Here is a 24,354-nt window from a genome sequence, read left to right as displayed (position 1 = left end):
CTGCGCGAAGCTGCGCACGGTTGCCACCGGCCGGGACCACCGAGCACAATGACGCTCGAAAGACGGCCGAACTGAGCTGATACGCGCAGGAGAATCATGACTTACGTAGACGCGGAGATCGCCAGTCAGCCCGAGTGTTGGCGCCAAGCGGCCGCACTGGCCGCCGAGTCGGACAGCCTGCCCCACCGCGGCGAGCGGGTCGCCGTCGTCGGTTGCGGCACGTCGTGGTTCATGGCCATGGCGTACGCCAGCCTGCGCGAGCGCGCCGGCCACGGGGAGACCGACGCGTTCCAGGCGTCGGAGTTCCCCACCACCCGCAGCTACGACCGCATCGTGGCGATCACCCGGTCCGGCACCACCACCGAGGTGCTGGACCTGCTCGGTGCCGTCGACACGCGGACCGTTGCGATCGTCGGCGACCCGGCCGCGCCGGCCGCCGAGCTGGCCACCCACCACGTGCTCATGCCGTTCGCGGACGAGCGGTCGGTGGTGCAGACCCGGTTCGCCACCAGCGCACTGGCCCTGCTGCGGGCGCACCTCGGCGAGGACCTGTCGCCCGCCGCCGCCGACGCGGAGGTGGCCGTGCGGGCCCCGCTCCCGGTCGACCCGACCGGGGTCGAGCAGGTCACCTTCCTCGGTCGGGGCTGGACGATCGGCCTCGCCCAAGAAGCCGCGCTCAAGTGCCGCGAGGCCGCCACGTTCTGGGCCGAGGCGTACCCGGCCATGGACTACCGGCACGGGCCTATCTCGATCGCGGCGCCCGGCCGGGTGGTGTGGGCGTTCGGCGAGATCCCGGACGGGCTCGCCGAGGACGTCACGGCCACCGGTGCCGCGTTCGTGCACTGCAGCCTGGGTGCCGGCGGCGGGGTCTCCTCGCTCGGCCGGTGGGCCGCCGGCCGCAAGCCGCTCGACCCCATGGCCGACCTGATCCTCGCGCAGCGCTTCGCCGTCGCCATCGCGGTCGCCCGCGGCCTCGACCCGGACGCGCCGCGCCACCTGACCCGCTCCGTGGTACTCACATGACACAGGCTGTGGTCGCGCTCGATGTGGGCGGGACCGGCATCAAGTGTGGGCTCGTGTCGGCCACCGGCGCGGTCCTGCACACCGAACGCCACCCCACCGGCGCCGAGCGCGGCGGCGAGCAGGTGGTGGCCACCATCCTGGACCTCGCGGAGAGCCTGGCCGGAAAGGCCCGCGCCGATGGCGCGACCCCGGTCGCGGTGGGCGTGGCCGTCCCCGGCGTCGTCGACGAAGCCGCCGGCCGAGCCGTCTGGGCCGCGAATGTGGGCTTCCGCGACGTACCCCTGCGTGATCTCGTGTCGGCACGGCTCGGACTGCCCGCGGCGCTCGGCCACGACGTGCGTGCCGGCGGTCTCGCGGAGGCCCGGCTGGGCGCCGGGCGCGACCACCGGCACGTGCTCTTCGTCGCCATCGGCACCGGCATCGCGGCCGCGCACATCGTCGACGGGCGTGGCGCCGCCGGCGCGCATGGCGCCGCGGGCGAGTTGGGCCACATCGTGGTACGCCCCGGCGGTGCGCGCTGCGGCTGCGGTGCGCTCGGGCACCTCGAAGCCGAGGCGTCGGCGTCCGGGGTGAGCCGGCGGTACGCGACCGTGGCCGGCGCCCAGGCGACCGCGGCCGAGGTCGTGGCGCGCGCGGCGGCCGGCGAGGCGCTCGCCGCCGAGGTGTGGCGGGCGACCGTCGACGCGCTGGCCGACGGGCTGGTCATCGCCCAGACGCTCTACGACGTCGAGGCCGTCGTGCTGGGCGGCGGCCTGGCCGAGGCCGGCGACGCGCTGCTCGAACCCCTGCGCGGCGCGGTACGGGAACGGCTCACGTTCCAGCCGGAGCCCGCGCTGGTGCGGGCCGCGCTCGGCGACGAGGCCGGCTGCATCGGCGCGGCCCTGCTGGCCCTGGACGCGGCATCGTGAGGCTCACCGGACGGGTGGTCACCCCGGCCGGGATCAGCGGGTACGTGGACGTGGCCGGCGGCCTGTTGACCGAGATCGGCGGCGCGGACCCCGGCGACGGGCCGTGGATCCTGCCCGGGTTCGTGGACATCCACACGCATGGCGGCGGCGGGCACACCTTCACCACCGGCGACGTCGCGGCGGCGCGGGCGGCGGCCGGCTTCCACCTCCGGCACGGCACCACCACGCTGCTGGCCAGCCTGGTCAGCTCGCCTTTCTCGCTGATGAGCTCCGCGACGGTTGCCTTCGCCCCGCTGGTCGCCGAGGGAGTGCTCGCCGGCGTCCACTACGAGGGGCCGTACCTGTCGCAGATCCGGTGCGGCGCGCAGAACCCGGCCTTTCTAAGGGACCCGTCGATCGAGGAGCTGACCCAGCTGATCGCGCTCGGCGAGGGCGCGGTACGCATGGTGACCATCGCTCCCGAGCGACCGGGCGCCCTGGAGGCCATCGACCTGCTCGTCTCGCACGGCGTGGTGGCCGCCCTCGGCCACACCGACGCCACGTATGACCAGACGATCACCGCGATCGACGCCGGCGCGACCGTCGGCACGCACGTCTTCAACGGCATGCGCCCGCCGCACCACCGCGAACCCGGACCGGTGTTCGCCCTGCTCAGCGCCCCCACGGTGATCTGCGAACTGGTCGCCGACGGGATCCACCTGCACGACGGCACGCTGGCGTTCGCCGCCACGGTGACCGGCGCCGACCGGGCCGCCCTCATCACGGACGCCATGGCCGCGGCCGGCATGCCCGACGGCGAGTACGAGTTGGGTGGACAGTCCGTCGTGGTGGCCGACCGGGTCGCCCGGCTGACCCGGGACGGCTCCATCGCCGGCAGCACCCTGACCATGGACGCCGCGCTGCGCCAGGCCGTACACGCGGGGGTGCCCATGGTGGCCGCGGCCCAGATGGCGGCGACGACGCCGGCGCGCGCGATCGGCCTAGCGGACACGCTCGGCGCCCTGGTCGAAGGTTTACGCGCCGACCTGGTGCTGCTAGATGACACCTTGCGCGTCGACCGCGTCATGCGCGCCGGCACTTGGCTACCTGACGAGTGATGGTCCCCAGCTGGCGGGCGACGTCACTGGGCCTCTCGGTATGCGGGGCCAGGGGACGCGGGTCAGGAGGCGGTCGAGCAGCAGCCCCAGCAGGAGGCCGGCGACCGAGTCGGTCACCCAGTGGTAGTTCAGGTAGATCGTCGTGCAGAACACGATCACCGGGGGTGCCACCCGCAGCCAACGCCGGGCCGTGCGGCCCAGCCACGGGGTCAGCAGCAGCACGAGTACGCCGTACCAGACGACGGTGTTGACCAGGTGGCCCGAGGGGTACGAGATGCTGTACTCCCCGGGCGGCAGCGTGTTGAAGAGCTCCACCGCGTCGGGCAGCGTGGAGCGCGGCGCCGCCCGGTCGGTCCACAGCTTGAGCGGCATGATGGCGAACCCGGTGGCGAGGAAGGCGGCCACCACCGGCGCGATCGGCCAGAGCGAGCGGCGACGTACGCCCAGCCAGATGGCGATGCCCAGGCAGAGCAGGGTGAGCGGGCTGCCGCTGCCGAGGAAGTTGAGCACCCGGGCCAGCCAGTACGTCAGGTCGGTCTGGTGGGTGTCCACCCAGTCGGCGACCGCCTGGTCCAGGTCGAGCAGCCAGCCGGCCGCCAGCGCGGCGGTCAACGCGACGAAGCCGGCGACCAGCAGGGCGTCGTACCACCACCCGGCCGGCCGGACCCGGCTGGCCCGCGGGTGGTGGCCAGGGCTGTAGGTGGCTGGGCCTGCACGAACCCAAGCTACAGCTGCGACTTGATCTTGTTGTAGATCAGGTCCACGCGGACGGCCGAGTTCGGGCAGCCGCCGAAGTGGTGCAGGGCGAGCACCTTGTCGGTCTTCTTGGAGATCACCGGCGAGCCGGAGGAGCCGCCCTCGGTGTCGCAGTAGTACGAGACGTCGGACGCCTTGGCGTACCCGGTGTAGGAGGGGTCGTCGATCACGCAGTTGCCGTTGGCGTCCTCGTCGCTGTCCATCGCGATCATCGTGGGGTCGCCGCCCGGGTGCTGCGGGATGTACAGCTCCTCGCCGCGGGCGGCCCGGCGCAGGTCGAGCTCCAGGAAGCCGAACTTCTTCACCAAGCTGAAGTCCTCGAGCGTGAAGAGCGTGTAGTCCAACGCCTCGTCGGTGCTGAGCACCTTGTCGCCCCACACCTTGGTCGACCGAAACACCGCGTGGCCGCCGCACTGCGCGCACTGGTAGTTGAACCACACCTCGGTGTCGTACGCGTCGGAGGAGGTCGCGATGCAGTGGTTGTTGGTCAGCATCCGGTTGTTGCCGCCGACCCGCCAGGCGGTGCACAGCTCGGTGCCGTTGATCAGCAGCCGGGCCACCGCCTTGGACCGCTCGTACGCCACCGGGTCCTTCGAGCGGTAGCAGACCGCGTCGGCCTTGTCGTCGCCGCCGCAGAGGCTCTCCGGCTGCCGTTCACGCGCCGCGGCACGTGCCGACGAGGAGAAGCCGTGCGCCACCTTGTCCACGCTCACGCCCAGGTTGGCCAGGGTCGACTCCAGGCCGAGCAGGTCCGGGCGGATGGAGTGCAGCTCGACCACGGCGGTGTCGCCGGAGACCGACATGGCCCAGCGGCCGGCGGTGCTCAGCAGGTCACCGCCCACCCGGTGCACCTCGGTGCCGGCCGGGTCGGACACCGTCAGGTAGTCGCCGGGCAGCAGCAGGACGCGGCTGAAGTGCGGCTTGACGTACGTGGCGCCCGGGTAGTGCAGCGTCATCCGGCGCTCGGCGTCCAGGTAGCCCAGCACCCGGTCCACCTCGGCGATCGCGCCGATCTGCTCACGGCCGACGCGTACCGGGCCGGACGGGCGCGCCTCGGCGCGTGGCGCGGTGTCCGCGCGGCGCGGGGCGGGTGCATCCGGCCGCTCCGGGGCCTCGGCCACCGGCCGCTCCACCGACTGCGCGGCCGGAGCCGGCTCCGCTTCTGGCGAGACCCGCGCGTACGCGGTCGCGGCCACCCCCGCCAGCGCTACCACCGTACAGACTCCCGCCACCAGCGCCACAGTTCGCCGCATTCGTATGTCCCCCACGTGTCCAACCCAAGACGATCCGTTTCCGACACTGTGTAACGAGCCACGGTTGGCAGCGTCGCGCCGCGTGACCCGGCATGCTTGTCTGCGTGCGGATCACATCGGCCCTCGTGGACCCGGCGCTGCTCGACCTTCCGTGGTCGACACCGCTGGAGGAGTGGCCTGCCGACCACTTGGTGGCACTCCCGCAGGGCATCTCGCGGCACGTGGTGCGCTTCGTCAAGCTCGGGGCACGGTCTACGCGGTCAAGGAGACCGGGGAACGCGTCGCCGAGCGGGAGTACGACCTGCTCCGGGCGCTGGAGCGGATCGACTTCCCGGCCGTCGAGGCGGTCGCCATCGTCGCCGACCGGCAGAGCCGCGACGGCGAGCCGCTCGACCCTGTCCTGATCACGCGGCACCTCCAGTTCTCGCTGCCGTACCGGGCGCTCTTCTCCCACACGCTGCGCCCCGAGACGATGACCCGGCTGCTGGACGCGCTGGCCGCCCTGATCGTCCGGATGCACCTGACCGGCTTCTTCTGGGGCGACTGCTCGCTGTCCAACACGCTCTTCCGGCGGGACGCGGGCGCGTTCGCCGCGTACCTGGTGGACGCCGAGACCGGCGCCCTGCACCCCAAGCTCTCCAACGGCCAGCGCGGCGAAGACCTGGAGATCGCGCGGGTCAACATCTTCGGCGAGGCCCTCGACCTGCAGGCCGCGGGCCTGCTGCACGACTCGATCGACCCCGAGGTGGTCTCCGAGGAGGTCGTGCAGCGCTACGAGCGGCTGTGGCACGAGGTCACCTACGAGCAGGAGATCCAGCGCGAGGACCGGCACGACATCGAGGGGCGCATCCGCCGCCTGAACGAGCTGGGCTTCGACGTCGCGGAGGTGGCGATGTCCCTCGTCGACCGCGGCGCCTATCGGGTACGACCAAAGGTGGTCGACGCCGGCTACCACACCCGCCGGTTGATGCGCCTGGCCGGGCTGGACGCCGAGGAAAACCAGGCCCGCCGGCTGCTCAACGACCTCGACACGTACCGGGCCGAAAGCGACCTGACCGACGAACAGCAGGCCGCGCACCGCTGGCTGACCGAGGTCTTCGAGCCGGTGGTACGCGCCGTCCCCGCGCACCTGCGCCGCAAGCTGGAGCCCTCGGAGCTGTTCGTGCAGATCATCGAGCACCGGTGGCGACTGTCCGAAGAGGCCGGACGCGACGTCGGCCTGGCGCCGGCGGTGCAGTCGTTCCTGAACGACGTGCTGGTGCACCGGCCGGACGAGCAGGCCGTGCTCGGCGTCGAGCTCAGCTCTCTGTAGCCCCCTCGGGCTGCTCCGAGGTCTGCCTTAGCAGCCAGCCCAGGCCGGACCGGCGGGCCACGACGGTGAGCCGGTCGCCGCCGCTGACCTGGAACCCGGGCGACGGCGTCCAGATCGGCCGCGGCTCGCCGAACTTGGCCAGCGCGATGACGCGTACCTCGCCGGCGCGGGTGGCGTCGCGGATCGTCGTACCGTCCAGGAGTGAGCCGCGGGTGACGACCACCTCGGCGACCAGCAGCACGTGGCGGTCCACCGGGATCGTCGCGATCACGTCGCGGTTTTCCAGGGCGGCGGCGAACGCGGGCGCGGCCAGGTACGACACGCTGCGCGACGTGGCGATGTTGAACGCCTTCTGGATCTTGTCGGCCAGGTCGCCGTCGAACAGCCGCATGACCACCCGCAGATCCGGCTTGAGCGAGCGGCCGTTCAGGGCGGCCTGCAGGTTGCTGACGTCGTCGGTGGACACCACCACCAGCGCCTGGCAGGTGGCGACCGACGCGGCCCGTAGCACCGCCTCCTGAGCCGCGTCGCCGATGATGAGCGGGATGTTGAGCTGGCGGGCCACCGGCGCGCCACGGGCCTCCGGGTTCCGGTCGATCGCCACCACCTCGATGCTGAGGTCGTAGAGCTGCCGGATGATCCGGGTACCGACGTTGCCGACGCCGACCACGACGACGTGGCCCTCGCGCGGCATGTTCAGCCGTCCGGCGTTCAAGGCCAGCCGCGCGTTGACGATCGCGTCGACCACGACGGCCGTGATCAGCGGGACCAGCGCGAGCCCGGAGACCGTGAGGAGCACCTGCATCGCCTGTACGCGGAACGACTCATCCAGGTCCACGTCCGGCCCGGTGATGGTGGTGAGCAGGGTCACGTAGAGGCCCTGCCAGCCGTCGAGGCCCTGCAACCGGGCGAGCATCCCGCCGACGATGGTGGCCACCGAGAGCACCGAGATGGTGGCGACGCCCAGCTTGCGGTTGACGAACCAGCGCAGACCGCGGAACAGCGCAAAGAACGGCCGGCGCCGGCGCCGCTTCTGGACGATCCGCCGGGCCGCCACCTCCGTGCCCACCGGCTGCCCCATGACCTCGGCCAGTACCAGGTCGGCGCGGCTCTGGTCGGCGGGCAGCACGCGGGGGTTGTTGCGCTCCCGGGTGTCGGCGAGGCCGCAGACGATGCTGTCCGGCCGGACGTCGGCACGCCGGGCGACGTAGAGCGTGCGGCCGGCGTGCCGGAAGTTCGTCGGAGCCGGTTCGCCGAGGGCGGCGGCGACGAACGCGGGCGCCGCCATCACCGAGTCGGACAGCACCTCACAGTCGGCGAAGAGCCGCTTGACCCCCTCGCCGAGCCGCGGGCTGAACATGCGCAGCACCAGGCGTACCCGGGGCTCGACCTCCTGCGCACACAGGGCGGCGTGGATGTTGCCGACGTCGTCCTGGCGCATCAGCGCCAGGCCATCGGCGCCCGCCAGGCCCGCGGCCCGGAACGTGTCCTCGTTGAGCAGGTCCGCCCGGATGATGCGGATGCCCTTGATCTCGGCGAGGTCCGGGCCTTCGAGCCGGCGCCGGGTCGGCAGGACCACCGTGATCCGCGCGTCGGTCGACCGGGTCAGCTCCCTGACCACCCGGTACGTGAGCGGATCGCTGCCGCAGATCACGTAGTGCGGGGCATCGCCGTTGGTCCGGAGCCCATCGCGCAGGCGGGACACCACCGCGCGCCGCGCCCGGTTGCGCCACGGGTCCGCCGACATGACCGGATCGTAGTCAGCCCACTCCAACGGGCGCAGCCCCGCCGATCATGAACTTTCGCCAAGCCAGGAACGGTTTGGTCGGCGGCTCGTTGGACGATTTGGCGTACTTAGCACCCTATTGCTCGGTGCTACCGCAAAGCACTGAATGGATGGACATGAACAAGTGGTTCTATCGCGCGGTCGGAACGGTCGGCATCGCCGGCGGCTTCCTGCTGCTCGGCGGCGGCGCCGCGCAAGCGGATGACGTCGACGCCACCCCGGTCACCGACCCGCAGCAACTGCGCGGCCTGCTCGACGACTTCTTCTCGCCCACCGGCGGTGGGGACTTCTCGCAGGTGGCGGTCGGCCCGGCTGCCAAGGGCGTCGGCCCCGACCTGGTGATGACCGGCCAGCTCGGCAACCTGGGCGGGAACGTCGCACCGACCCGTGACCTCGGGTTCGTCGGCGCCGCGCCGTCGTCGCCGACCGCGGCGGTGAGCCCGGACGCGCTGGGACACACCTCCCTCGGCCGCGAGGCGGTCCGGACGGAGAAGCCCAACCTGCTGTCGGACCTGCCGGTCGCCGGCACGTTCACCGACACGATCGGTGCCACCCGCGCGGTCGACTCGCTGGGCCTGGCCGGCAGCACGCAGTCGCTGCTCAACGGCGCCAACGGCCTCAGCGCCAACGCCGGCGGGATGCAGGACCTGGTCCCGGCGACGGCCGATGTGGACACCACGCGTGCCGGTGCGGCCATTCCGGCCGCGCTCGGCGTCATGCCGGCCGACGCGATCCCGACGGTCGCCAGCCGCAAGGCCGTACGCGGCAACGGCAACGGCGTTGCCAAGTCGACGTCGTCCTCGGCCCACGGCATGGTGCCCGCCCTCATCGGCGACGCCATGACCGCGCAGAACCCGGAGCTGTTCACCCGCTCGTTCGAGCCGGAGGCGCTGCCGCCGGTCGCCACGCTGCCGCTGGTCGGCGACCTCAACCTCAAGGGCGTCCCGGGTGCGTCCGACAACCCGACGAACGACCTGCCGCTGGTCGGCGCGCTCAGCTCGCTGGGCCTGCCGGGTGCCGGCGCGCCGGCGACCACGCTGCCCGCGCCCGCGGGTGACGACGCCACCGGGGCCAGCCAGGGCCAGACGCGTCGGCACAGCACCACCAACGAGCGCCCGGTGGCCGGCGAGGACGCCGACTACACCGAGGCGGCCAGCGTGGGCCTCCCGCTCCTGGGCGACCTGAGCAACCTGACCAGCATCCTGCCCACGGGCGGCACCCTGGCGGGCATGCCCGGCATGAAGCACATGGACGTCATGTAGCTCCCTCCCCGCTTGCAAGGAAGGGCCCCTTGTTATCGCTTTTTGCATAACAAGGGGCCCTTCCTTGCAAGATCAGAGGAGGCGTTCTAGGAGGCGGGGGTCGCCGGGCCAGGCGGCTAGCAGTACCTCACGCGGGACCTGGCGGCCGGCGTACCGCAGCGCCAGAGCGACCACGACGATGTCGTCGAGCGGACCGATCACCGGAAGGAACTCGGGGATCAGGTCGATCGGGCTGGCCACCCACAGGCCGGCGATGACGATGGCGACCTTGGCACGCCGGGGTACCCGGGGATCCTTGCGGAGCCGCCGCACGGCGGTCACGCAGTCGGGGATGAAGGCCGCCAGGTCACGCAGGACGCCGGGCGGCAGCCGCCGGGCCAGCACGACGAGCAGTGCCCAACTCGCTACCAGGCAGCCCGTCGCGATCGCCAGCCCGAGCAGCCAGCTCCGCATGAGCCCCCGGCCGGACTCGAACCGGCGACATCTCGCTTACAAGGCGAGTGCTCTGGCCAACTGAGCTACAGGGGCGTGCCGTCGCCAGCATAACGACCAATGGCAGCCCCTGGTGATCCGCGTTTGGGCAGCGTACGCGCCGTGTCGTCGTACCCCTGATTTTGTAACGAAAATGGCACGCGACGTTCGTGCCCGGGCGTCCGGATCGCCCTTTCCTGTTTCCTTCAAGATCCCGGCTGACTATTGGCAGCCAGGCAGAAACCGTTTACCGTTGCGTGACGCGGGTGACACCTCGGTGCATCCGCCGGGCCGGCGCGAGGCAGCGCCGGTCGCTCCTTCACTCGGATCGTCCGGCACGTTCCTGCCGGTGAAAGGAAGCGCTTCACCATGGCTACGGTCACGTATTCCAAGGCGACCCGGATCTACCCGGGCACCGAGCGTCCCGCGGTTGACCACCTGGACCTGGAGATCGGCGACGGGGAGTTCCTCGTCCTGGTCGGCCCGTCCGGTTGCGGAAAGTCCACCAGCCTGCGCATGCTCGCCGGCCTGGAGGATGTCGACGAGGGCTCGATCCACATCGACAGTCGCGATGTCACCCACCTGCCCCCAAGGCCCGCGACATCGCGATGGTCTTCCAGAACTACGCCCTGTACCCGCACATGACCGTGTACGAGAACATGGCGTTCGCCCTCAAGCTCCGCAAGACCTCGAAGTCGGAGATCGACCGCCGGGTCAAGGAGGCAGCGGCGCTGCTCCAGCTGGAGGAGTACCTCAGCCGTAAGCCGAAGGCCCTCTCCGGCGGCCAGCGCCAGCGTGTCGCCATGGGCCGCGCGATCGTGCGTGAGCCGCAGGTCTTCCTCATGGACGAGCCGCTGTCGAACCTCGACGCCAAGCTGCGGGTGCAGACCCGTACGCAGATCGCGACGCTCCAGGCGAAGCTCGGCATCACCACCGTCTACGTGACCCACGACCAGGTCGAGGCCATGACGATGGGCCACCGGGTGGCCGTTCTGCTCGACGGCGTGCTTCAGCAGGTCGACACCCCGCGGGCGCTCTACGACACCCCGGCAACGTCTTCGTCGCGGGCTTCATCGGCTCCCCGGCCATGAACATCAAGACCGTTCCGCTCACCGAGCAGGGCGCCGTCTTCGCCCAGATGATCGTGCCGCTGAGCCGCGAGCAGATCGCCGCGGCGCAGGGCAACGGCGGCAACGGCAAGGTCACCGTCGGGTTCCGCCCCGAGGACTGCGACCTGGTCGGCGCGACCGAGGGCGGCCTGCCCGTCGTCGTCGAGCTGGTCGAAGACCTGGGTTCGGACGCCAACGTGTACGGCCACGCCGCGCTCGACGGCGGCTCGGAGCGCTTCACGGTGCGTACCGACCGGCGCCACATGCCCAACATGGGCGACACGGTCTTCGTGAAGCCGCGCACCGACCAGCACCACTCGTTCCACGCCGTGACCGGCCAGCGTCTCTGACGTACCAAAGCAAGGTGGGGGCGGGCCCGAGGGCCCGCCCCTTTGCTATCCGGTGTAACCGCGGAGCTCAGGTTGGAAGTCGCCCCAACCGTGATCAGGGCGGGGGCTACGCGGCGTAGGTCTCGAACTCGGCGACCTGTGGCGCGGCGCTCGCGCTGGTGATCTCGAAGGTGATCTTCTTCAGTGAGGTCTGGGCGAAGGTGATGACTCCGGCGCCGGTGCCGGAGGTCAGGACCGCGCCGGTGTCGTGGTTGATGACCCGCCAGGACCCGATACGGCCCGTGGCGCCGGACGCCTCCCGGATGTTGATCCTGGAAACCGTGGTGGCGGAGCCCCACTTGACCGAGATGGAGCCGGTCGTGCCGGTCGGCGACCAGTAGGTGCTCATGTTGGCGTCCAGCACGTTGCCGTAGCTCGTCCCGCTGGCCTTGCTGGAACCGTCGGCGCCGGCCCCGATGCTGAGGTTGGTACCGCTGGGCGTGGTCGGCGCCGGCGTCGTGGGTGCCGGCGAGGCGGTGGTCGGGTTCGGCGCGGGCGTGGTCGGTGCCGTTGTCGGTGTCGTCGGCGAGCAGTTGCCGTTCGACACCTGTAGGCCCTTGTTGGCGCCCGCCGTCTGGCTCACGATGCTCGGCACGCAGCTGGCCCCGTCGAGGGTGTACGAGTACGGGATGCTGACGGTGGTGTTGGACGGCATGCCGGGGCCGGCCGGGTTGGTGTCGGTGCCGGGGCTGGACCAGGTCACGTTGTCGAGGATGTTGCCGCTGGCCTGCCAGTAGCCGGCCGCGTCGGTGTAGAAGGTGCCCAGTACGTCCTTGGAGTTCTTGAAGTAGTTGTTGTCCACCTTGGCGCGAGCTCCGGCCCGGGAGTTGATGCCGGACTCGTTGAGGCTCACGTAGTGATTGTTGTAGATATGGGCCACGCCGCCACGCAGCAGGGGCGTACGGGAGTCGATGTTCTCGTACAGGTTGTGGTGGTACGTGATGAAGCCGTTCGTGAGGTCACTTTCGCTGGACCCGACGAGGCCACCGCGACCGGAGTTGCGCAGGACGCTGTACGAGAGGGTCACGTACTGGGTGTTGTTCTTCATGTCGAAGAGGCCGTCGAACCCCTCGGCCTCCCCGCCCGACGCCTCCAGGTTGACGTGATCGACCCAGACGTTGCGGACGGTGCTCTCCATGCCGATGGCGTCACCACCGTTGGAGAGGGGTGAGCCCGACTTCTTGACGTTCCGGACGGTCACGTTCTGGATGATGATGTTGCTGGCGTCGCGAATGTGGATGCCCAACTGGTCGAAGATGGCTCCGCCGCCGACCCCGATGATCGTGACGTTGCTGATCTCCTTGAGCTCGATCACGTCGGCGGCGGTGTTGCAGCTGCCGCCCGACACCTTGGTGGTGTTGCCGTGGTTGATGGTGCCCTCGACCTGGATGATGATCGGCGTGCTGCTGCTGGCCCGGCCGCACAGAGCCGTATGGATCGCGGTCCCCGTGGTGGCCCGCACCGTCTGCCCGCCCGCGCCGCCGGTGGTGCCACCGTTCTGGGTCGCGTAGCCGGTGACGCCACCGGTCGCGGCCGACGCCTCGGGTATCGACATGACCACACCGGTCGCGGCCGCCATGGCCACCGTGGCGAGCGCCGCATAGATTCGCAGTCTTTTCCTCACGTGCATGGGGTTCCTCCGGGCTGGTGGAGAAGGGGTTGTGGGGCGGCGGCCCGAGGGCCGCCGCCCCACGGTGTGGGAAGGGATGGCAAGACCGTGGAAGTGGGCCGGCCGGGGCGGGACGCGGGAAGCCCGGGCTGCGCCGCCCGTGCCCCGGCCCCGGCCGGTGTGGTGCCCGCGGACGGTGTCTGCCCACCGCCCGCGGTCACATCTGGGGTCACAGGTGCCCGGTACCGGCACCCGCCATGACGACCGACTTGATGGTGTTCGGGTCGGCGACCGTGTAGCTGTAGTAGTTCGACGGCTCCTGCACGGTGCCGCTGCAGTCGGGCTGGCCCGACTCGCCGACGAACACGTTGTTGCGGGCGACGCATCGGCCCGCCGGCCCGGCGTAGCTGTTGCTCACCGGCTCCTCGACGTCCTCGAAGTAGTTGCCCTCGACGACGCAGCCCGCGTTCGCCTGGCAGGCCACCCCGACGTCGGTGTTGTAGACGTAGTAGTTGTTGAACACGTGCACCGGCTCGCCGAAGCGGACGCGGGGGTTGCGCTGTGGCGTCCGGTCGAACCAGTTGTTGTGGTAGGTCACCTTCAGGTTGCCGGTGTCCTGCGCGCTGTTGCCGTCGTCGTGGCCGAGCAGCATGGTCTTCGTGTGGTTGTGGACGTGGTTCCACGAGACCGTCACGTACGACGAGCCGCGCTTGATGTCGATCAGGCCGTCGTACCCCTCGGCCAGGTCGTTGTGGTCGAGCCACACGTGGTGCGTGTACATCTGCACGTTGATCGAGTCGTCGGCCGCGTCCCGGAAGTTCAGGTTCCGGATGATCACGTTGTGTACGGCGTTCGCGGGCGGCGCGGTCACCTCGCTGATCGGCAGGCCGATGTTGAAGCCGGCGCCGGTGATGCCCGAGCTGGCGCCCACCCCGATGATCGTCTTGTCCGACGTCACGTCGTGCATCGGCCCGGGCAGGGCGATCATGCCGCTCACCCTGATGTTCAGCGGCCCGGCCTGGGCGATCGCGGTGAGCAGCTCGGACGCGGTGTCCACGGTGACCGTCGGCCCGCCGGCGCCGCCGGTCGTGCCGTTCTGGCCGAGCACGTTGACCGACGCGAAGCCGATCGGCGGGGCGCTCGGGTCCAGCGGCGGCTCGGTGGGCGGCAAGGTGGGACCGCCCGACGTCGGGCCTGGCGTCGGGGGTGTACCGCTGACGGTCTCGACCAGCACGTCGTCGACCGTGACGCTGGCGTAGCTGGCCGCGATGCCGGCCCGCCCCGACGAGAACGCGCTATCCGTGGCGCTGACCGCCAGCGCCCCGTTGACGTAGCCGCGCAATGACGTGCCGGCCGCCTCCAGGCGCAGCGTGCTCCACGTACCCGTGCCGCCGGCTCCCGCACCGCTGCCCAGAACGATGGGGCTACCGCCGGCCCGCTTGACGAGTTGCACGCCGCCCGAGCTCGTGATCACCAGGGCGTAGTAGTTGCTGCTGCTCTGCGCCCGAGCGATCAGGCCGGTGAACCGGTTGGACCCGTTGAAGCCGGTCGGCTTGACCCTGGCCTGCACCGCGTAGTTGGTCCAGGTGGTGGCGCCCACCACGCTTCGGGCGTCGCTGCTGGTGCCCGACTGGCGGTACGCCAGTGAGCCGTCGGTGACCACCGACCAGGTGCCGCCGGACGTGGACCAGCCGCTGGCGTTGCCGTCCTGGAAGTCGTCGGACAGCAGCGTGTCGGCGAACGCGGTCGTGGTGCCGAAGGCGATGAGCGCGGCGGCCAGGATGCCGGCGGCGCCCGCGGCCGCCAGGCGTCTCTTCTCCACGGAGGACCTCCCCTTCTACAGCCGGGCGCCGGCGAGTGCGAGCGTGGCGAGCGGGACGAGCGGCGCCGGCAGGACCGGACCGTGACGCAGGGTCGGCGTCCAGCCCGCGTCGGCCCCGAGGTCGGGATCGTGTGCCGCGTTGTACGCGTCGAGCAGGCCCACCTGAGCCGGTCGGGCGGAGCCGGCGCGCACCCAGTTGCCCTTCTCGGTGATCACCGTGCCGCCCCAGTCGAAGATGACGTCCTCGGCCGCGATGCCGTCGCCGAGCGAGAGGAAGTTGTTCTCCGCGTAGACGGCCGACTGGACGCCGACGCCCCAGGCGTACGAGAACGAGTCGCCGGCGAGCCGGTAGTAGTTGTTGTAGATGTCGACCTTGCCGAAGCGCACCCGCGGCAGCCGCTGGAGCGTGCCGTCGAAGACGTTGTGGTGCAGGGTGACGTTGAGCCGGCCGACGTCGGGCCCGACCGTGTTGGACGATCCGATCAGCATCACCTTGTCGCGGGCGACGAACCGGTTGTACGACACGGTGACCAGGCTGGCGGTGTGCGTGATGTCGAGCGCGCCGTCGTGCACCTGGTACGGCCGTCCGAAGTGGACCGGCTGCTCGCTGTCCGGGTTGTCGCCGTCGGAGAACGTGTTGTGGTCTATCCACACGTTCTCGCTGCGCCGCACGGACACCAGGTCGAACTGCGAGTTCCAGTTGCCCAGGCTGCCGTCGGTCGGCGACCACGCCGGGAAGCAGTCGTACGCGTCAACGAAGTTGATGTTGCGAACGATCGAGTTGCTCGCCGAGTCGAGCATGAGCGTGAGCCCGGTGAGCGTGGCGCCGCGCAGGCCGACGATGGTGGTGTTCGGCCCGACGTTGATCTGCGTGTAGCGGGTCTGGTTGGCCACCGAGCGCACCCGGGCCTCCTCCAGCGGCCCGCTCGGGTTGACCCGCCCCCACACCGCGGGGTCGTACGTCGCCAGGTAGGCGTCGAGCGAGTACGCCGGGTCGGCCAGGTCGGCGCACCCGTTGGCCAGGCCCTCGAAGCCGCCGACGCGGCCCTTGATGAAAATAATCTTGGGAGTGGCGTTGGTACGGTTCGTCGCGTTGTCGCCGCCGAGCGCCTGGATCAGCTCGGTGCGGGTGTCCACGACGTGCACCTGGTCGTCCGCGGCGGACGAGCCGCCGGTGGTGCCGGGCCCGGACGCGGCCCAACCGTCGTTAGCCGGCAATACCTGCCGGCCCAGGTTTCCCTTACCGGTACCACCAGCAAGCGCTGTGCCCGAGGGGCCCAGCGCGGCGACAAGACCGATTGCGACCGCTACCGCGGCCATTCGTCTCAGATGCATCGCACTCTCCGCGTCGTTAACGCGCACGAAATCTACTTAACAAGAAAGTAGATTTAGACGCTTAAGAGTGTCAATGCTCTTCGTATGCAGGTATTTTGCAATAAAATACGGCAAGGGTGATTTGCTCGGCCGCGAATTGCCGAGATAGCGGGTGTTCGGTCCGATTTCTACCGAACGAATGTCACCGATGTTTGCAGTTCGTTTTCCATCGATGCACCGAGCATCGGCTCAGGCATCGCCTACCTCCTTGATCAGGTCCACCCGGTGCGGGCGCACCGCCCACGGGTGGGTAGCTCGGAGAACAACGCCAGGCGCTCGGTGGCTTGCCGGAGCGCGGCGTTGATCCCCTGGATGGTGAGCGTCCGCGCCGGAGCGACACCCTCGGGCACGACGAGGTCGCCGCCGAGCAGGGTCGGTTCGGGCGCGGAGTTGAGCACGTCGAGGACCGCTGTGAACGGCTCGGTACGCGCCAGCGGCACGATGAGCGGGGTCCCGTTGGCACGGTGGTCGAGCAGGTTCTCCAGCAGGCTCGTGCGCCCGGACACCTCGCGGAAGTCGGCGTCACCGGGCAGCTTCAGGCGATCGGTCGGGTACTCCAGGACCGCGCGACCGGCCGTCCCGTACACGATGACCTCGCCCTCGATCTTGTCCTCGCCGCAGAGCGTGACCGCGACGACGATGTGGCGTCCGGACGCGAGTGTGATGCGCATGGCCGCGGTGTCGTCGACCTCGATGTCGCGGCAGCGGTAGCGCTCCAGCTCGACCGCGACGGGTGGGTCACCGTCCATGATGGCCAGACACTGCATCCACGAGTGGGCGAGCGGGTTGGCGAGCGCGCCATCCAGCGCGGGCCGCCCGTTCAGGGTGCGCCGGCCGGCCCACGGCGACCGCTGGTAGTACGCGTCCTCGCGCTGCCAGGACGCGACCGTCGCGATGCCGGTGATGGCGCCCAGCTTGCCGTCCACGATCGCCCCGACCAACTCCGCCAAGGCGGCCGAGCCCAGCGCCTGGAAGCCGATCTGGCACGCCCGGCCGGTCTGGGCCACCACACCGGCGAGGGCGCGGTGCTCGTCGAGCGAGAGCACCGGCGGCTTCTCCAGCAGCACATCCGCGCCGGCCCGCAGCGCGTCGCTCGCGATCGGCAGGTGGGTGTGCGGCGGCGTACAGATGACCACCGCGTCCGGGCGTACGGCCCGGAGCATCTCGGCGTGGTCGGTGAAGGTGGCGACGCCGTCCGGCGCCCCCTCGACCGGGCGCACGTCGACGAGCGCGGCGAGTTCGAGCCGGCCGGCGTCCTGCAACTCGGCGATCTGCTGCCGGTGCCACATCCCGTGCCCGCTCGCGCCGACCAGCGCCACCGTTGGGGTCGTCACCGCGTCGCTCCCTCCTCCCCTCGATCAAGGGATATCCCGCCGATCAAGGGCATATGGTCATGGTTTAGAGATCCAACCACGGCCGTTCGCCCTTGATCGACGCAGCCAGTCAAGGTGCGAGCACCGCCTCAACTCCGTGGGTCGTGAGGGCGGCCAGCCACTCGGCCACCAACGTGCGGATGGTGTCGTCGGAGGTCAGCTCCGCGGGGAAGACCTCGGTCAGGCCGAAGAGGGCGTCGACCACACCCTCGGGGTGTCCCGGCCGGCGGCGAGCGCCTTGCGGATCCGCTCGGCGAGCGGGTCGTCGAGCGGAAGCGGCTGGCCGGCGTCGGTCTCGCCCTGGACAAAGCGCATCCAGGCGGCCAGCACCAGCGCGCCCCAGCGCGGCGAGGCGCCGGACGCACGCCGGTCGATGAGCGTGTGCAGCACCCGCTGCGGCAGCTTCTGCGACCCGTCCATCGCCACCTGGATCGTGCGGTGCCGGATGGCCGCGTTGGCGAACCGCTCCAACACCGAGTCGCCGTACTCCACGACGGAGACTCCCTCCGGCGGGACGAAGCTGCCGGCCACGTCCTCCGCGACGAACCGGCGCAGCATCGCGGCCATCCCGGGCAGTGCCAGCGCCTCGGCGATGGTCTCCCGCCCGGCCAGCGCCCCCAGGTACGCCAGCGCCGAGTGCACGCCGTTGAGCGCGCGCAGCTTCAGCCGTTCCCAGGATCCGGCGTCGTCGGTGAGCACCGCGCCGGCCCGCTCCCAGGCCGGCCGCCCGGCCGGAAACGCGTCCTCGATCACCCATTGCCGGTACGGCTCGGCCGCCACCGCCGCCAGGTCGGCCACGCCCAGCGCGCGCTGCGCGGCGGCGAGCGTCTCGGTCGTGGTGGCCGGCACGATCCGGTCGACCATCGTCCCGGGGAACGTGACGTTGCCGCGCACCCAGTCCACGACCGCCCCCGGCGTGCCCGCGTACTCCAGGGCCTGGGTCACGAGGCCGTGCAGGCGCTTGCCGTTCGAGGGCAGGTTGTCGCAGCTCAACAGCGCGATCGGGCCGGCGTCGGCCGCGGCCCGCGCGAGCAGGCCGCGCACCAGCAGGCCGGGCACGGTCGCCGGCGGGCCGTCGCCGGTCAGGTCCGCCGCCACGGCCGCGTCGGGGCGCAGCCGGCCGGTCGCGGGATCCATCTGGTACGCCTTTTCGGTCACCGTCAAAGTGACGACCCGAATCTCGGGGCGGCCAGCAGCGCCACCACGGCGGCCGGGTCGCTCGCCGCGTGGCGCACGCCGGCCAGCGCCCCGATCACGTGGGTCTCCCCGCCGTCGTCGGACAGCGACGTCACGCTGAAAAGGCCGTCCTGGGCGGCGAGCTTGGTCAGCACGTCGGTGCTGCGCGGGGCCACCCCGACGATGCCCCAGTCGCCACCCGCCTCGGCGATCGCCGCCTCGGTGTAGACGGCCTGGTGCGCGCGGTGGAACGCGCCGAGTCCAAGGTGGACGATGCCCGCGGGCACCGTGCCCGGCCGCACCCGGGGCCGGCTCTGGACCGGAAGCTGCCGGAGCGCGCCGAGGCCGAGCCTCACCGCCATACCGGACCGTCCGGGAAGGAGAACTCGGCGATCGACGCCGGCTTCATGGTGGCGCTGTAGCCAGGGGCCTCGGGCAGCAGGTACCGGCCGTCGCGGGTGCGCACCGGATCGACGAAGTGCTCGTGCAGGTGGTCGACGTACTCGACCATCCGGCCGTCGAGCGAGGTGCCGACCCGCAGGTAGTCGAAGATGGCCAGGTGCTGGACGTACTCGCACAGGCCCACGCCCCGGCGTGCGGGCAGATCGGAACGCCGAACTTGGCGGCCATGAGGATCTCGGACAGCACCTCGTTGACCCCGCCCACCCGGCAGGCGTCGATCTGCATCACGCCGATGGCCTCGGCCTGCAGCAGCTGCTTGAAGATGACCCGGTTGGCGGCCACCTCGCCGGTCGCGACTCTGATGGGCGCTACCGACTGCTGGATGCGGGCGTGGCCGAGCACGTCGTCGGCGTGCGTGGGCTCCTCGATCCAGTACGGGTCGAACTCGGCGAGGAGCTCCATGTTGGCGATCGCCTCGTCCACGTCCCAGACCTGGTTGGCGTCCATCATCAGCAGCGCGTCCGGGCCGATCTCCGCCCGGATGATGCTGGCCCGCCGCACGTCGTCCTCGATCGGGCCGCCGACCTTCATCTTCATCGCCCGCCAGCCCTCGGCGTACGCCTGGCGGGTCAGCTCGCGCACCTTGTCGTCGGGATAGCCGAGCCACCCCACCGACGTCGTGTACGACGGGAACCCGTCCCGCGAAAGCTCGGCCAGCCGCTCGTCCATCCCGGCCAGGCCCTTGTCGAGGATCGCCGCGGCCTCGTCCGGGGTGAGCGCGTCGGTGATGTGGTGGAAGTCGACGCTGCGCACCAGCTCCTCGGTGGGCATCTCGGCGAGCAGCCGCCACAGCGGCTTGCCTTCCAGCTTGGCCCGCAGGTCCCACACCGCGTTGACGATCGCGCCGGTCGCCATGTGGATGACGCCCTTCTCCGGGCCGAGCCAGCGCAGCTGGACGTCGGCGCTGAGCGAGCGCCAGAACGCGACCGGGTCCGCGAAGATCTCCTCGACCGACCGGCCCACCACGTGGTGGGCCAGGGCGCGCACGGCGGCGCAGGTGATCTCGTTGCCGCGGCCGTTGGTGAACGTGAAGCCGGCGCCCTCCACACCGGCGTCCGTCTTCAGCGACACGTACGTCGCGGAGTAGTCACCCCGGTTGATCGCGTCGGACCCGTCCCCGGCCGCCGCGGTGGGGAACCGTACATCGTGGACATCGAGAGCGGTGATCACATTCTTCACAGTCGGAAGATCCTCTTTGGGAGTCGGTAGGCCAGGTCGACGATGGTCTCGGCGGCCTCGTCCAGCGGCAGCCGCTCCTCGGCCACCAGCCGGGCCAGGAAGCCGGCGTCGATCCGGCGGGCGACGTCGTGACGTACCGGGATCGAGCAGAACGCCCGGGTGTCGTCGACGAAGCCGGAGGTGTTGTAGAAGCCGGCGCTCTCGGTGACCGCCTCGCGGAAGCGGCGCAGCACCTCGGGCGAGTCCAGGAACCACCACGGCGCGCCGAGGTACACCGCGGCGTAACCGCCGGCCAGCGGAGCGAGCTCGCGGGTGAACGTGTCCTCGTCCAATGTGTACAGCACGAGCCGCAGCCGCGGGTCGTTGCCGTACAGGTCGAGCAGCGGGGCCAGCCCGCGCACGTACTCGGTGGCCTGCGGGATGTCGCCGCCGACGTCGCGGCCGTGCCGGGCGTACAGCCACTTGTTGTGGTTGCGGTCCGCGCCGGGGTGCAGCTGCATCACCAGACCGTCCTCGATGGACATCCGGGCGAACTCGACCAGCATGTGGTTGCGGAAGTACTCGGCGTCGTCCTGGTCGGCCTCGCCACGCAGGCCCAGCTCGTACAGCTCGGCCGCCTCCACCTCGTCCAGCACGAGCGTGTCAGCGGTCGGGTGGCCGTGGTCGGACGACGTGGCGCCCGCGGCGATGAACGCCTCGCGCCGCTTGCGCAGCGCCGCGATGTAACCGCGGTACGTCCCGGTGTCCTCGCCGGCGATCTCGCCCAGCTTGGCCACGTTGTCGGCCCAGCCCTCGAACTCCATGTCGACCACGTTGTCCGGCCGGAACGTCGTGATCACCCGGCCGCCCGGCCCACCCCAGCCGTCGGCGGCGAGCTTGGCGTGCCGGCCCAGGTCGTCCAGCGGGGACTCGGTGGTCGCCAGCACCTCGATATTGAATCGTTCGAACAGCGCCCGCGGACGAAACTCCGGCTCGGCCAGCTTCGCGGCGATCGCGTCGTACACCTCGTCGGCCGTGGCCGGGCTGAGCGCGGTGGTCACGCCGAACACGTTGGTGAACGTCTCCTCCAACCACAGCCGCGAGGGCGTGCCCCGGAAGAGGTGCCAGTGCTCGGCGAACCGCCGCCAGATCGTCCGCCCGTCCTGCTCGTACGGCTGGCCGTCGCGGGTCGGTACGCCCAGCGACGCCGGCTCGATGCCCTGGCTCAGCAGCATCCGGGTGACGTAGTGGTCCGGGCAGATGATCAGCCGCGCCGGGTCGGGAAAGGGCGCGTCGTCGGCCAGGATCGCCGGGTCGACATGCCCATGCGGCGAGATGATCGGCTGGTCCCGGGCGTGGGCGTACAGCTCCCGGGCGATGGCCCGCTGCGTGGGCTCGGACGGGAAGAGCAGGTCGGCTCGCGACACTGAGGGCTCCTAGGGGATGGTAAGCAGGTCGGCGACCTTGACCGGCTGACCGGTCTCGAAGGAGCGGTTGGCGGCCAGACCGGTGAGCAGCGCCAGCGCGCCGTCGCGGGCGGTCGCTCCCCGACCCATGGGATCAGTCTCCCCGCCGAACATGATCGCGGTCATGCGGGCGTCGGCGCCGCCGTGGCCGGCGCGGGTGTATCCGGTTACCGGCACCTGGCGCGGCTGCTCCCAGAACGGCCGGACGGTCAGCCGGGCCCAGCCCTCCTCCACGGCCGCCTGTACGCCGTGCAGGGCCGCGCCCTTCAGCTCGCCGGCGGCGTACGGGCTGACGAAGTCGCTCTCCACCACCTCGAGCTCCAGCCGGCCCTTGCTGCCGCTGAACATCACCCGGTAGCCCTCCCACGGGGCGTACGCGGTCAGGTGGTACGTCATCGTGGCGCCGGTGGAGTACTTGGCGAGCACCGCCATGTCGTCCTCGATCGTCACGCCCGGGGCGAAGACGTTCTGGTCACGGCGGTAGCCGTCCTCGGCCTCGGCGTCCAGGTAGAGCGCCCGCAGCCGCGGGTTGGCCGCGAGGTTGATCGCGAACGGGTCGCCGGCCGCCTCCGGTGCGCCGTACGCGCGCTCGTAGTCGCGGGCGTACCCGTGGCGGCGGCCTTCGTCCCCGTAGAAGAAGAGCCGGCCGTACGCGAAGACCTCCACCGGCGCGGCGCCCAGCCACCAGTTGACCAGGTCGAAGTGGTGGCTCGCCTTGTGCACCATCAGGCCGCCGGAGTTGGCCTTTTCGCGGTGCCAGCGGCGGAAGTAGTCGGCGCCGTGCCGCACGTCAAGCAGCCACTCGAAGTGCACCGAGCCGACCTCGCCGATCTCGCCGTCCGCGAGGACCTGCCGGACCCGCTCGTGCAGCGGGTTGTAGCGGTAGTTGAACGCGACGGTAACCTGCCGGCCCGTTTCCGCCACCGCGTCGAGGATGCGCTGGCAGCGAGGCACGTCGGTGGTCATCGGCTTTTCCGTCACCACGTCCCGGCCGGCCTTGAGCGCGGTCACGATGTACTCGTCGTGGGTCCGGTCGACGCTCGTCACCAGGACGGCGTCCACCCGCTCCTTGTCGAGCATGCTGCCGAACTCGCTCGCGTGGTACGTCGGGACCGCGTCCGCGCCCAGCTCCTCCAGCCAGGCGTTGTGCGCGTCCATCCGGGCCTGGTTGACGTCGGCGAACGCGACCAGCTCGGCCGAGCCCGGGTGGTCGAGCACGAGGGATCGCACGAACATCTCGGCGCGCGAGCCTGTGCCGACGAGGGCATAGCGAAGCCGCCGTTCCGTCCGATCCGGCATCGAAGTTCCTCCACGTCTCTGCAAAGGTTTGCAGTGGCAAGGTGCCATGGGGGCACCCAGCGAGTCAACGCTTTCCGGAAAACTACCTGATTTGTCCCATTAAGCGAACGTTGGAGCGCTCCCGAGATCCACTCTCGCAATGGATCCGTAACCAAAGCCCGTTGACACTGGAGCAACCGTTTGCATTAATTGGCCAACCTAAGTGACCGGAGCCACACGGAGAGGAGTGCGCGTGCCAGCCACGATTCGAGACGTCGCGCGGGCGTCCGGGGTGCACATCTCCACCGTGTCGCGCACGTTCTCGGCCCCGCACCTGGTCAACCCGGAGACCCGCAGCCGGGTGCTGGCGTGCGCGGAGCACCTCGGCTACCGCCCCAACCGGGCGGCCCGCGCGCTCATCACCGGCCGTACGCACAACATCGGCCTGATCGTGGCCGACATCGCCAACCCGTTCTTCCCGCCCCTGATCAAGGCGGCGGAGAGCCAGGCCAGGCATCGCGACTACCACATCTTCGTCACCGACACGAACGAAGACCCGGCGGTCGAGGAAGACCTGGTCCACGCGCTCGCCAAGCAGGTCGACGGCGTGCTCCTCTGCAGCCCACGCATGAGCAACAGCCTGATCGAGCAGCTCAGCCGCGAGGTGCCTCTGGTCGTGATCAACCGGCAGGTTACCGGCCTGCCCGCGGTCGTGATGGACGTCGGCCAGGGCGCCCGCCTCGCGGTCGAGCACCTCACCGGTCTCGGCCACCGCAGGATCGCCCTGCTCGGCGGCCCGCGCGGCTCCTGGACCAACCGGGAGATCCGCCGGGCCGCCACGGCCGCGGCCCGCGCCGGCGACGCGGAGCTCATCGTGCTCGGCCCCAACCAGCCCACCGAGCAGGGCGGCCTCGCCCAGGCGGACCCGGTCCGCCGGGCCGGCGCCACCGCCGTGCTCGCCTACAACGACCTCATGGCGATCGGCCTGATCGAAGGGCTCGACTCGCTGGGGGTACGAGTGCCGGAAGACGTCAGCGTCGTCGGGATCGACGACATCGCGCTGAGCCGGCTCACCCGGCCCAAATTGACGACGGTGGCGAACCCCACCGCAGCCGCCGGACGGGCGGCCGTCGACATGCTCCTGCAGCACGGAGACGACCGCCGCACCACCGCACAGGTAACGCTCCAGACCGAGTTGGTCATCCGCGACTCGACGGGCCCAGCCCCAGCGGCCCTCCCGGCCGTCACCGAAGCCACTGTCAAGGAGTGA

The 24,354-nt window shown here is 70.8% G+C and carries 18 protein-coding genes, 1 tRNA gene and 3 pseudogenes; 7 read left to right on the top strand and 15 right to left on the bottom strand.

Annotated features, from left to right (window positions below; genetic code table 11):
• Positions 1-96: 96 nt before the first annotated feature.
• The 3 genes from Prum_RS21700 to nagA are packed head-to-tail and all read left to right on the top strand — an operon-like array spanning position 97 to position 3,028.
• Positions 97-1,023 carry an SIS domain-containing protein gene (locus Prum_RS21700; RefSeq protein WP_173078190.1) on the top strand — a complete coding sequence of 309 codons (927 nt, stop codon included), beginning with the start codon at positions 97-99 and terminating at the stop codon, positions 1,021-1,023.
• Entirely contained in the window at positions 1,020-1,931 is a 912-nt protein-coding gene (locus tag Prum_RS21695; RefSeq protein ID WP_173078189.1) for an ROK family protein, read from the top strand. The genes Prum_RS21700 and Prum_RS21695 overlap by 4 nt, the downstream gene beginning before the upstream one ends.
• Positions 1,925-3,028: an N-acetylglucosamine-6-phosphate deacetylase gene (gene nagA, locus Prum_RS21690; protein WP_173084004.1), complete on the top strand. Its 1,104-nt coding sequence runs from the start codon at positions 1,925-1,927 to the stop codon at positions 3,026-3,028. The genes Prum_RS21695 and nagA overlap by 7 nt, the downstream gene beginning before the upstream one ends.
• Here the strand turns inward: nagA and Prum_RS21685 are convergent.
• Both Prum_RS21685 and Prum_RS21680 read right to left on the bottom strand, forming a co-directional pair.
• Positions 3,014-3,640, bottom strand: a complete 627-nt coding sequence (locus Prum_RS21685; RefSeq protein WP_246278018.1) for a phosphatase PAP2 family protein — start codon at positions 3,638-3,640, stop codon at positions 3,014-3,016. The genes nagA and Prum_RS21685 overlap by 15 nt on opposite strands.
• A gap of 113 nt (positions 3,641-3,753) precedes the next feature.
• Positions 3,754-5,037, bottom strand: coding sequence for a trypsin-like serine peptidase (locus Prum_RS21680; protein ID WP_173078188.1), 1,284 nt, complete (start codon positions 5,035-5,037; stop codon positions 3,754-3,756).
• A gap of 104 nt (positions 5,038-5,141) precedes the next feature.
• On the opposite strand from Prum_RS21680, the pseudogene Prum_RS21675 reads away from it, so the two are divergent.
• Positions 5,142-6,349, top strand: a pseudogene (locus Prum_RS21675) (DUF4032 domain-containing protein).
• On the opposite strand, the gene Prum_RS21670 reads toward Prum_RS21675, so the two are convergent.
• Complete coding sequence (locus Prum_RS21670; protein ID WP_173078187.1) at positions 6,336-8,096, bottom strand: NAD-binding protein; 1,761 nt, start codon at positions 8,094-8,096, stop codon at positions 6,336-6,338. The pseudogene Prum_RS21675 and the gene Prum_RS21670 overlap by 14 nt on opposite strands.
• Before the next feature lie 155 nt (positions 8,097-8,251).
• Between Prum_RS21670 and Prum_RS21665 the strand changes: the two genes are divergently transcribed.
• Positions 8,252-9,397: a hypothetical protein gene (locus Prum_RS21665; protein ID WP_173078185.1), complete on the top strand. Its 1,146-nt coding sequence runs from the start codon at positions 8,252-8,254 to the stop codon at positions 9,395-9,397.
• Positions 9,398-9,469: 72 nt separating this feature from the next.
• Here Prum_RS21665 and Prum_RS21660 read toward each other — a convergent pair whose 3' ends face one another.
• A complete protein-coding gene (locus tag Prum_RS21660; RefSeq protein ID WP_173078183.1) occupies positions 9,470-9,850 on the bottom strand; it encodes a YkvA family protein in 381 nt (126 codons plus the stop codon).
• Position 9,851: 1 nt separating this feature from the next.
• Positions 9,852-9,925, bottom strand: a tRNA-Thr gene (locus Prum_RS21655).
• Between the two features lie 312 nt (positions 9,926-10,237).
• Between Prum_RS21655 and Prum_RS21650 the strand changes: the two are divergent.
• Positions 10,238-11,327: pseudogene (locus Prum_RS21650) on the top strand (ABC transporter ATP-binding protein).
• 106 nt (positions 11,328-11,433) lie between these two features.
• On the opposite strand, the gene Prum_RS21645 reads toward Prum_RS21650, so the two are convergent.
• The 10 genes and pseudogenes from Prum_RS21645 to Prum_RS21610 form a co-directional block, all read right to left on the bottom strand.
• On the bottom strand, positions 11,434-12,945 hold the full coding sequence (locus tag Prum_RS21645; RefSeq protein ID WP_246278598.1) for a pectate lyase family protein: 1,512 nt from the start codon (positions 12,943-12,945) through the stop codon (positions 11,434-11,436).
• Positions 12,946-13,204: 259 nt separating this feature from the next.
• The gene (locus Prum_RS21640) at positions 13,205-14,797 is read right to left on the bottom strand and encodes a pectate lyase family protein (RefSeq protein ID WP_173078181.1); all 1,593 of its coding nucleotides are present in this window, start codon (positions 14,795-14,797) and stop codon (positions 13,205-13,207) included.
• A 15-nt stretch (positions 14,798-14,812) separates the two neighbouring features.
• Positions 14,813-16,132, bottom strand: a complete 1,320-nt coding sequence (locus Prum_RS21635; RefSeq protein WP_173078180.1) for a pectate lyase family protein — start codon at positions 16,130-16,132, stop codon at positions 14,813-14,815.
• 251 nt (positions 16,133-16,383) lie between these two features.
• Positions 16,384-17,505, bottom strand: a complete 1,122-nt coding sequence (locus Prum_RS21630; RefSeq protein WP_246278017.1) for a Gfo/Idh/MocA family protein — start codon at positions 17,503-17,505, stop codon at positions 16,384-16,386.
• A gap of 109 nt (positions 17,506-17,614) precedes the next feature.
• Positions 17,615-17,749, bottom strand: coding sequence for a hypothetical protein (locus tag Prum_RS54515; RefSeq protein ID WP_308785364.1), 135 nt, complete (start codon positions 17,747-17,749; stop codon positions 17,615-17,617).
• Positions 17,725-18,702 carry a mannitol dehydrogenase family protein gene (locus Prum_RS54510; protein WP_371871379.1) on the bottom strand — a complete coding sequence of 326 codons (978 nt, stop codon included), beginning with the start codon at positions 18,700-18,702 and terminating at the stop codon, positions 17,725-17,727. Before Prum_RS54510 ends, Prum_RS54515 begins: the two co-directional genes overlap by 25 nt.
• Positions 18,703-18,704: 2 nt before the next feature.
• Positions 18,705-19,076 carry a mannitol dehydrogenase family protein gene (locus Prum_RS54505; protein ID WP_371871251.1) on the bottom strand — a complete coding sequence of 124 codons (372 nt, stop codon included), beginning with the start codon at positions 19,074-19,076 and terminating at the stop codon, positions 18,705-18,707.
• Positions 19,073-20,361 (bottom strand): annotated as a pseudogene (locus tag Prum_RS21620) (enolase C-terminal domain-like protein). Before Prum_RS21620 ends, Prum_RS54505 begins: the two are co-directional and overlap by 4 nt.
• Positions 20,358-21,767, bottom strand: coding sequence for a glucuronate isomerase (gene uxaC / locus Prum_RS21615; RefSeq protein ID WP_173078179.1), 1,410 nt, complete (start codon positions 21,765-21,767; stop codon positions 20,358-20,360). The pseudogene Prum_RS21620 and the gene uxaC overlap by 4 nt, the downstream one beginning before the upstream one ends.
• A gap of 9 nt (positions 21,768-21,776) precedes the next feature.
• Positions 21,777-23,105, bottom strand: a complete 1,329-nt coding sequence (locus tag Prum_RS21610) for a Gfo/Idh/MocA family protein (RefSeq protein WP_173078178.1) — start codon at positions 23,103-23,105, stop codon at positions 21,777-21,779.
• 232 nt (positions 23,106-23,337) lie between these two features.
• Between Prum_RS21610 and Prum_RS21605 the strand changes: the two genes are divergently transcribed.
• Positions 23,338-24,354, top strand: a complete 1,017-nt coding sequence (locus Prum_RS21605) for a LacI family DNA-binding transcriptional regulator (protein WP_173078177.1) — start codon at positions 23,338-23,340, stop codon at positions 24,352-24,354.

The sequence above is a fragment of the Phytohabitans rumicis genome (assembly GCF_011764445.1).
GTDB lineage: Bacteria > Actinomycetota > Actinomycetes > Mycobacteriales > Micromonosporaceae > Phytohabitans > Phytohabitans rumicis.
The sequence above is the reverse complement of the archived record's forward strand: the minus strand, read 5'-3'. Positions and strand labels throughout refer to the sequence as shown.

Coding starts and splice junctions, on each gene's coding strand:
- Prum_RS21610 (WP_173078178.1), bottom strand. CDS start 23,105: ATGCCGGATCGGACGGAACGGCGGCTTCGCTATGCCCTCGTCGGCACA.
- Prum_RS21700 (WP_173078190.1), top strand. CDS start 97: ATGACTTACGTAGACGCGGAGATCGCCAGTCAGCCCGAGTGTTGGCGC.
- Prum_RS21665 (WP_173078185.1), top strand. CDS start 8,252: ATGAACAAGTGGTTCTATCGCGCGGTCGGAACGGTCGGCATCGCCGGC.
- Prum_RS21645 (WP_246278598.1), bottom strand. CDS start 12,945: ATGGCGGCCGCGACCGGTGTGGTCATGTCGATACCCGAGGCGTCGGCC.
- Prum_RS21660 (WP_173078183.1), bottom strand. CDS start 9,850: ATGCGGAGCTGGCTGCTCGGGCTGGCGATCGCGACGGGCTGCCTGGTA.
- Prum_RS21635 (WP_173078180.1), bottom strand. CDS start 16,132: ATGCATCTGAGACGAATGGCCGCGGTAGCGGTCGCAATCGGTCTTGTC.
- Prum_RS21670 (WP_173078187.1), bottom strand. CDS start 8,096: ATGTCGGCGGACCCGTGGCGCAACCGGGCGCGGCGCGCGGTGGTGTCC.
- Prum_RS21680 (WP_173078188.1), bottom strand. CDS start 5,037: ATGCGGCGAACTGTGGCGCTGGTGGCGGGAGTCTGTACGGTGGTAGCG.
- Prum_RS21695 (WP_173078189.1), top strand. CDS start 1,020: ATGACACAGGCTGTGGTCGCGCTCGATGTGGGCGGGACCGGCATCAAG.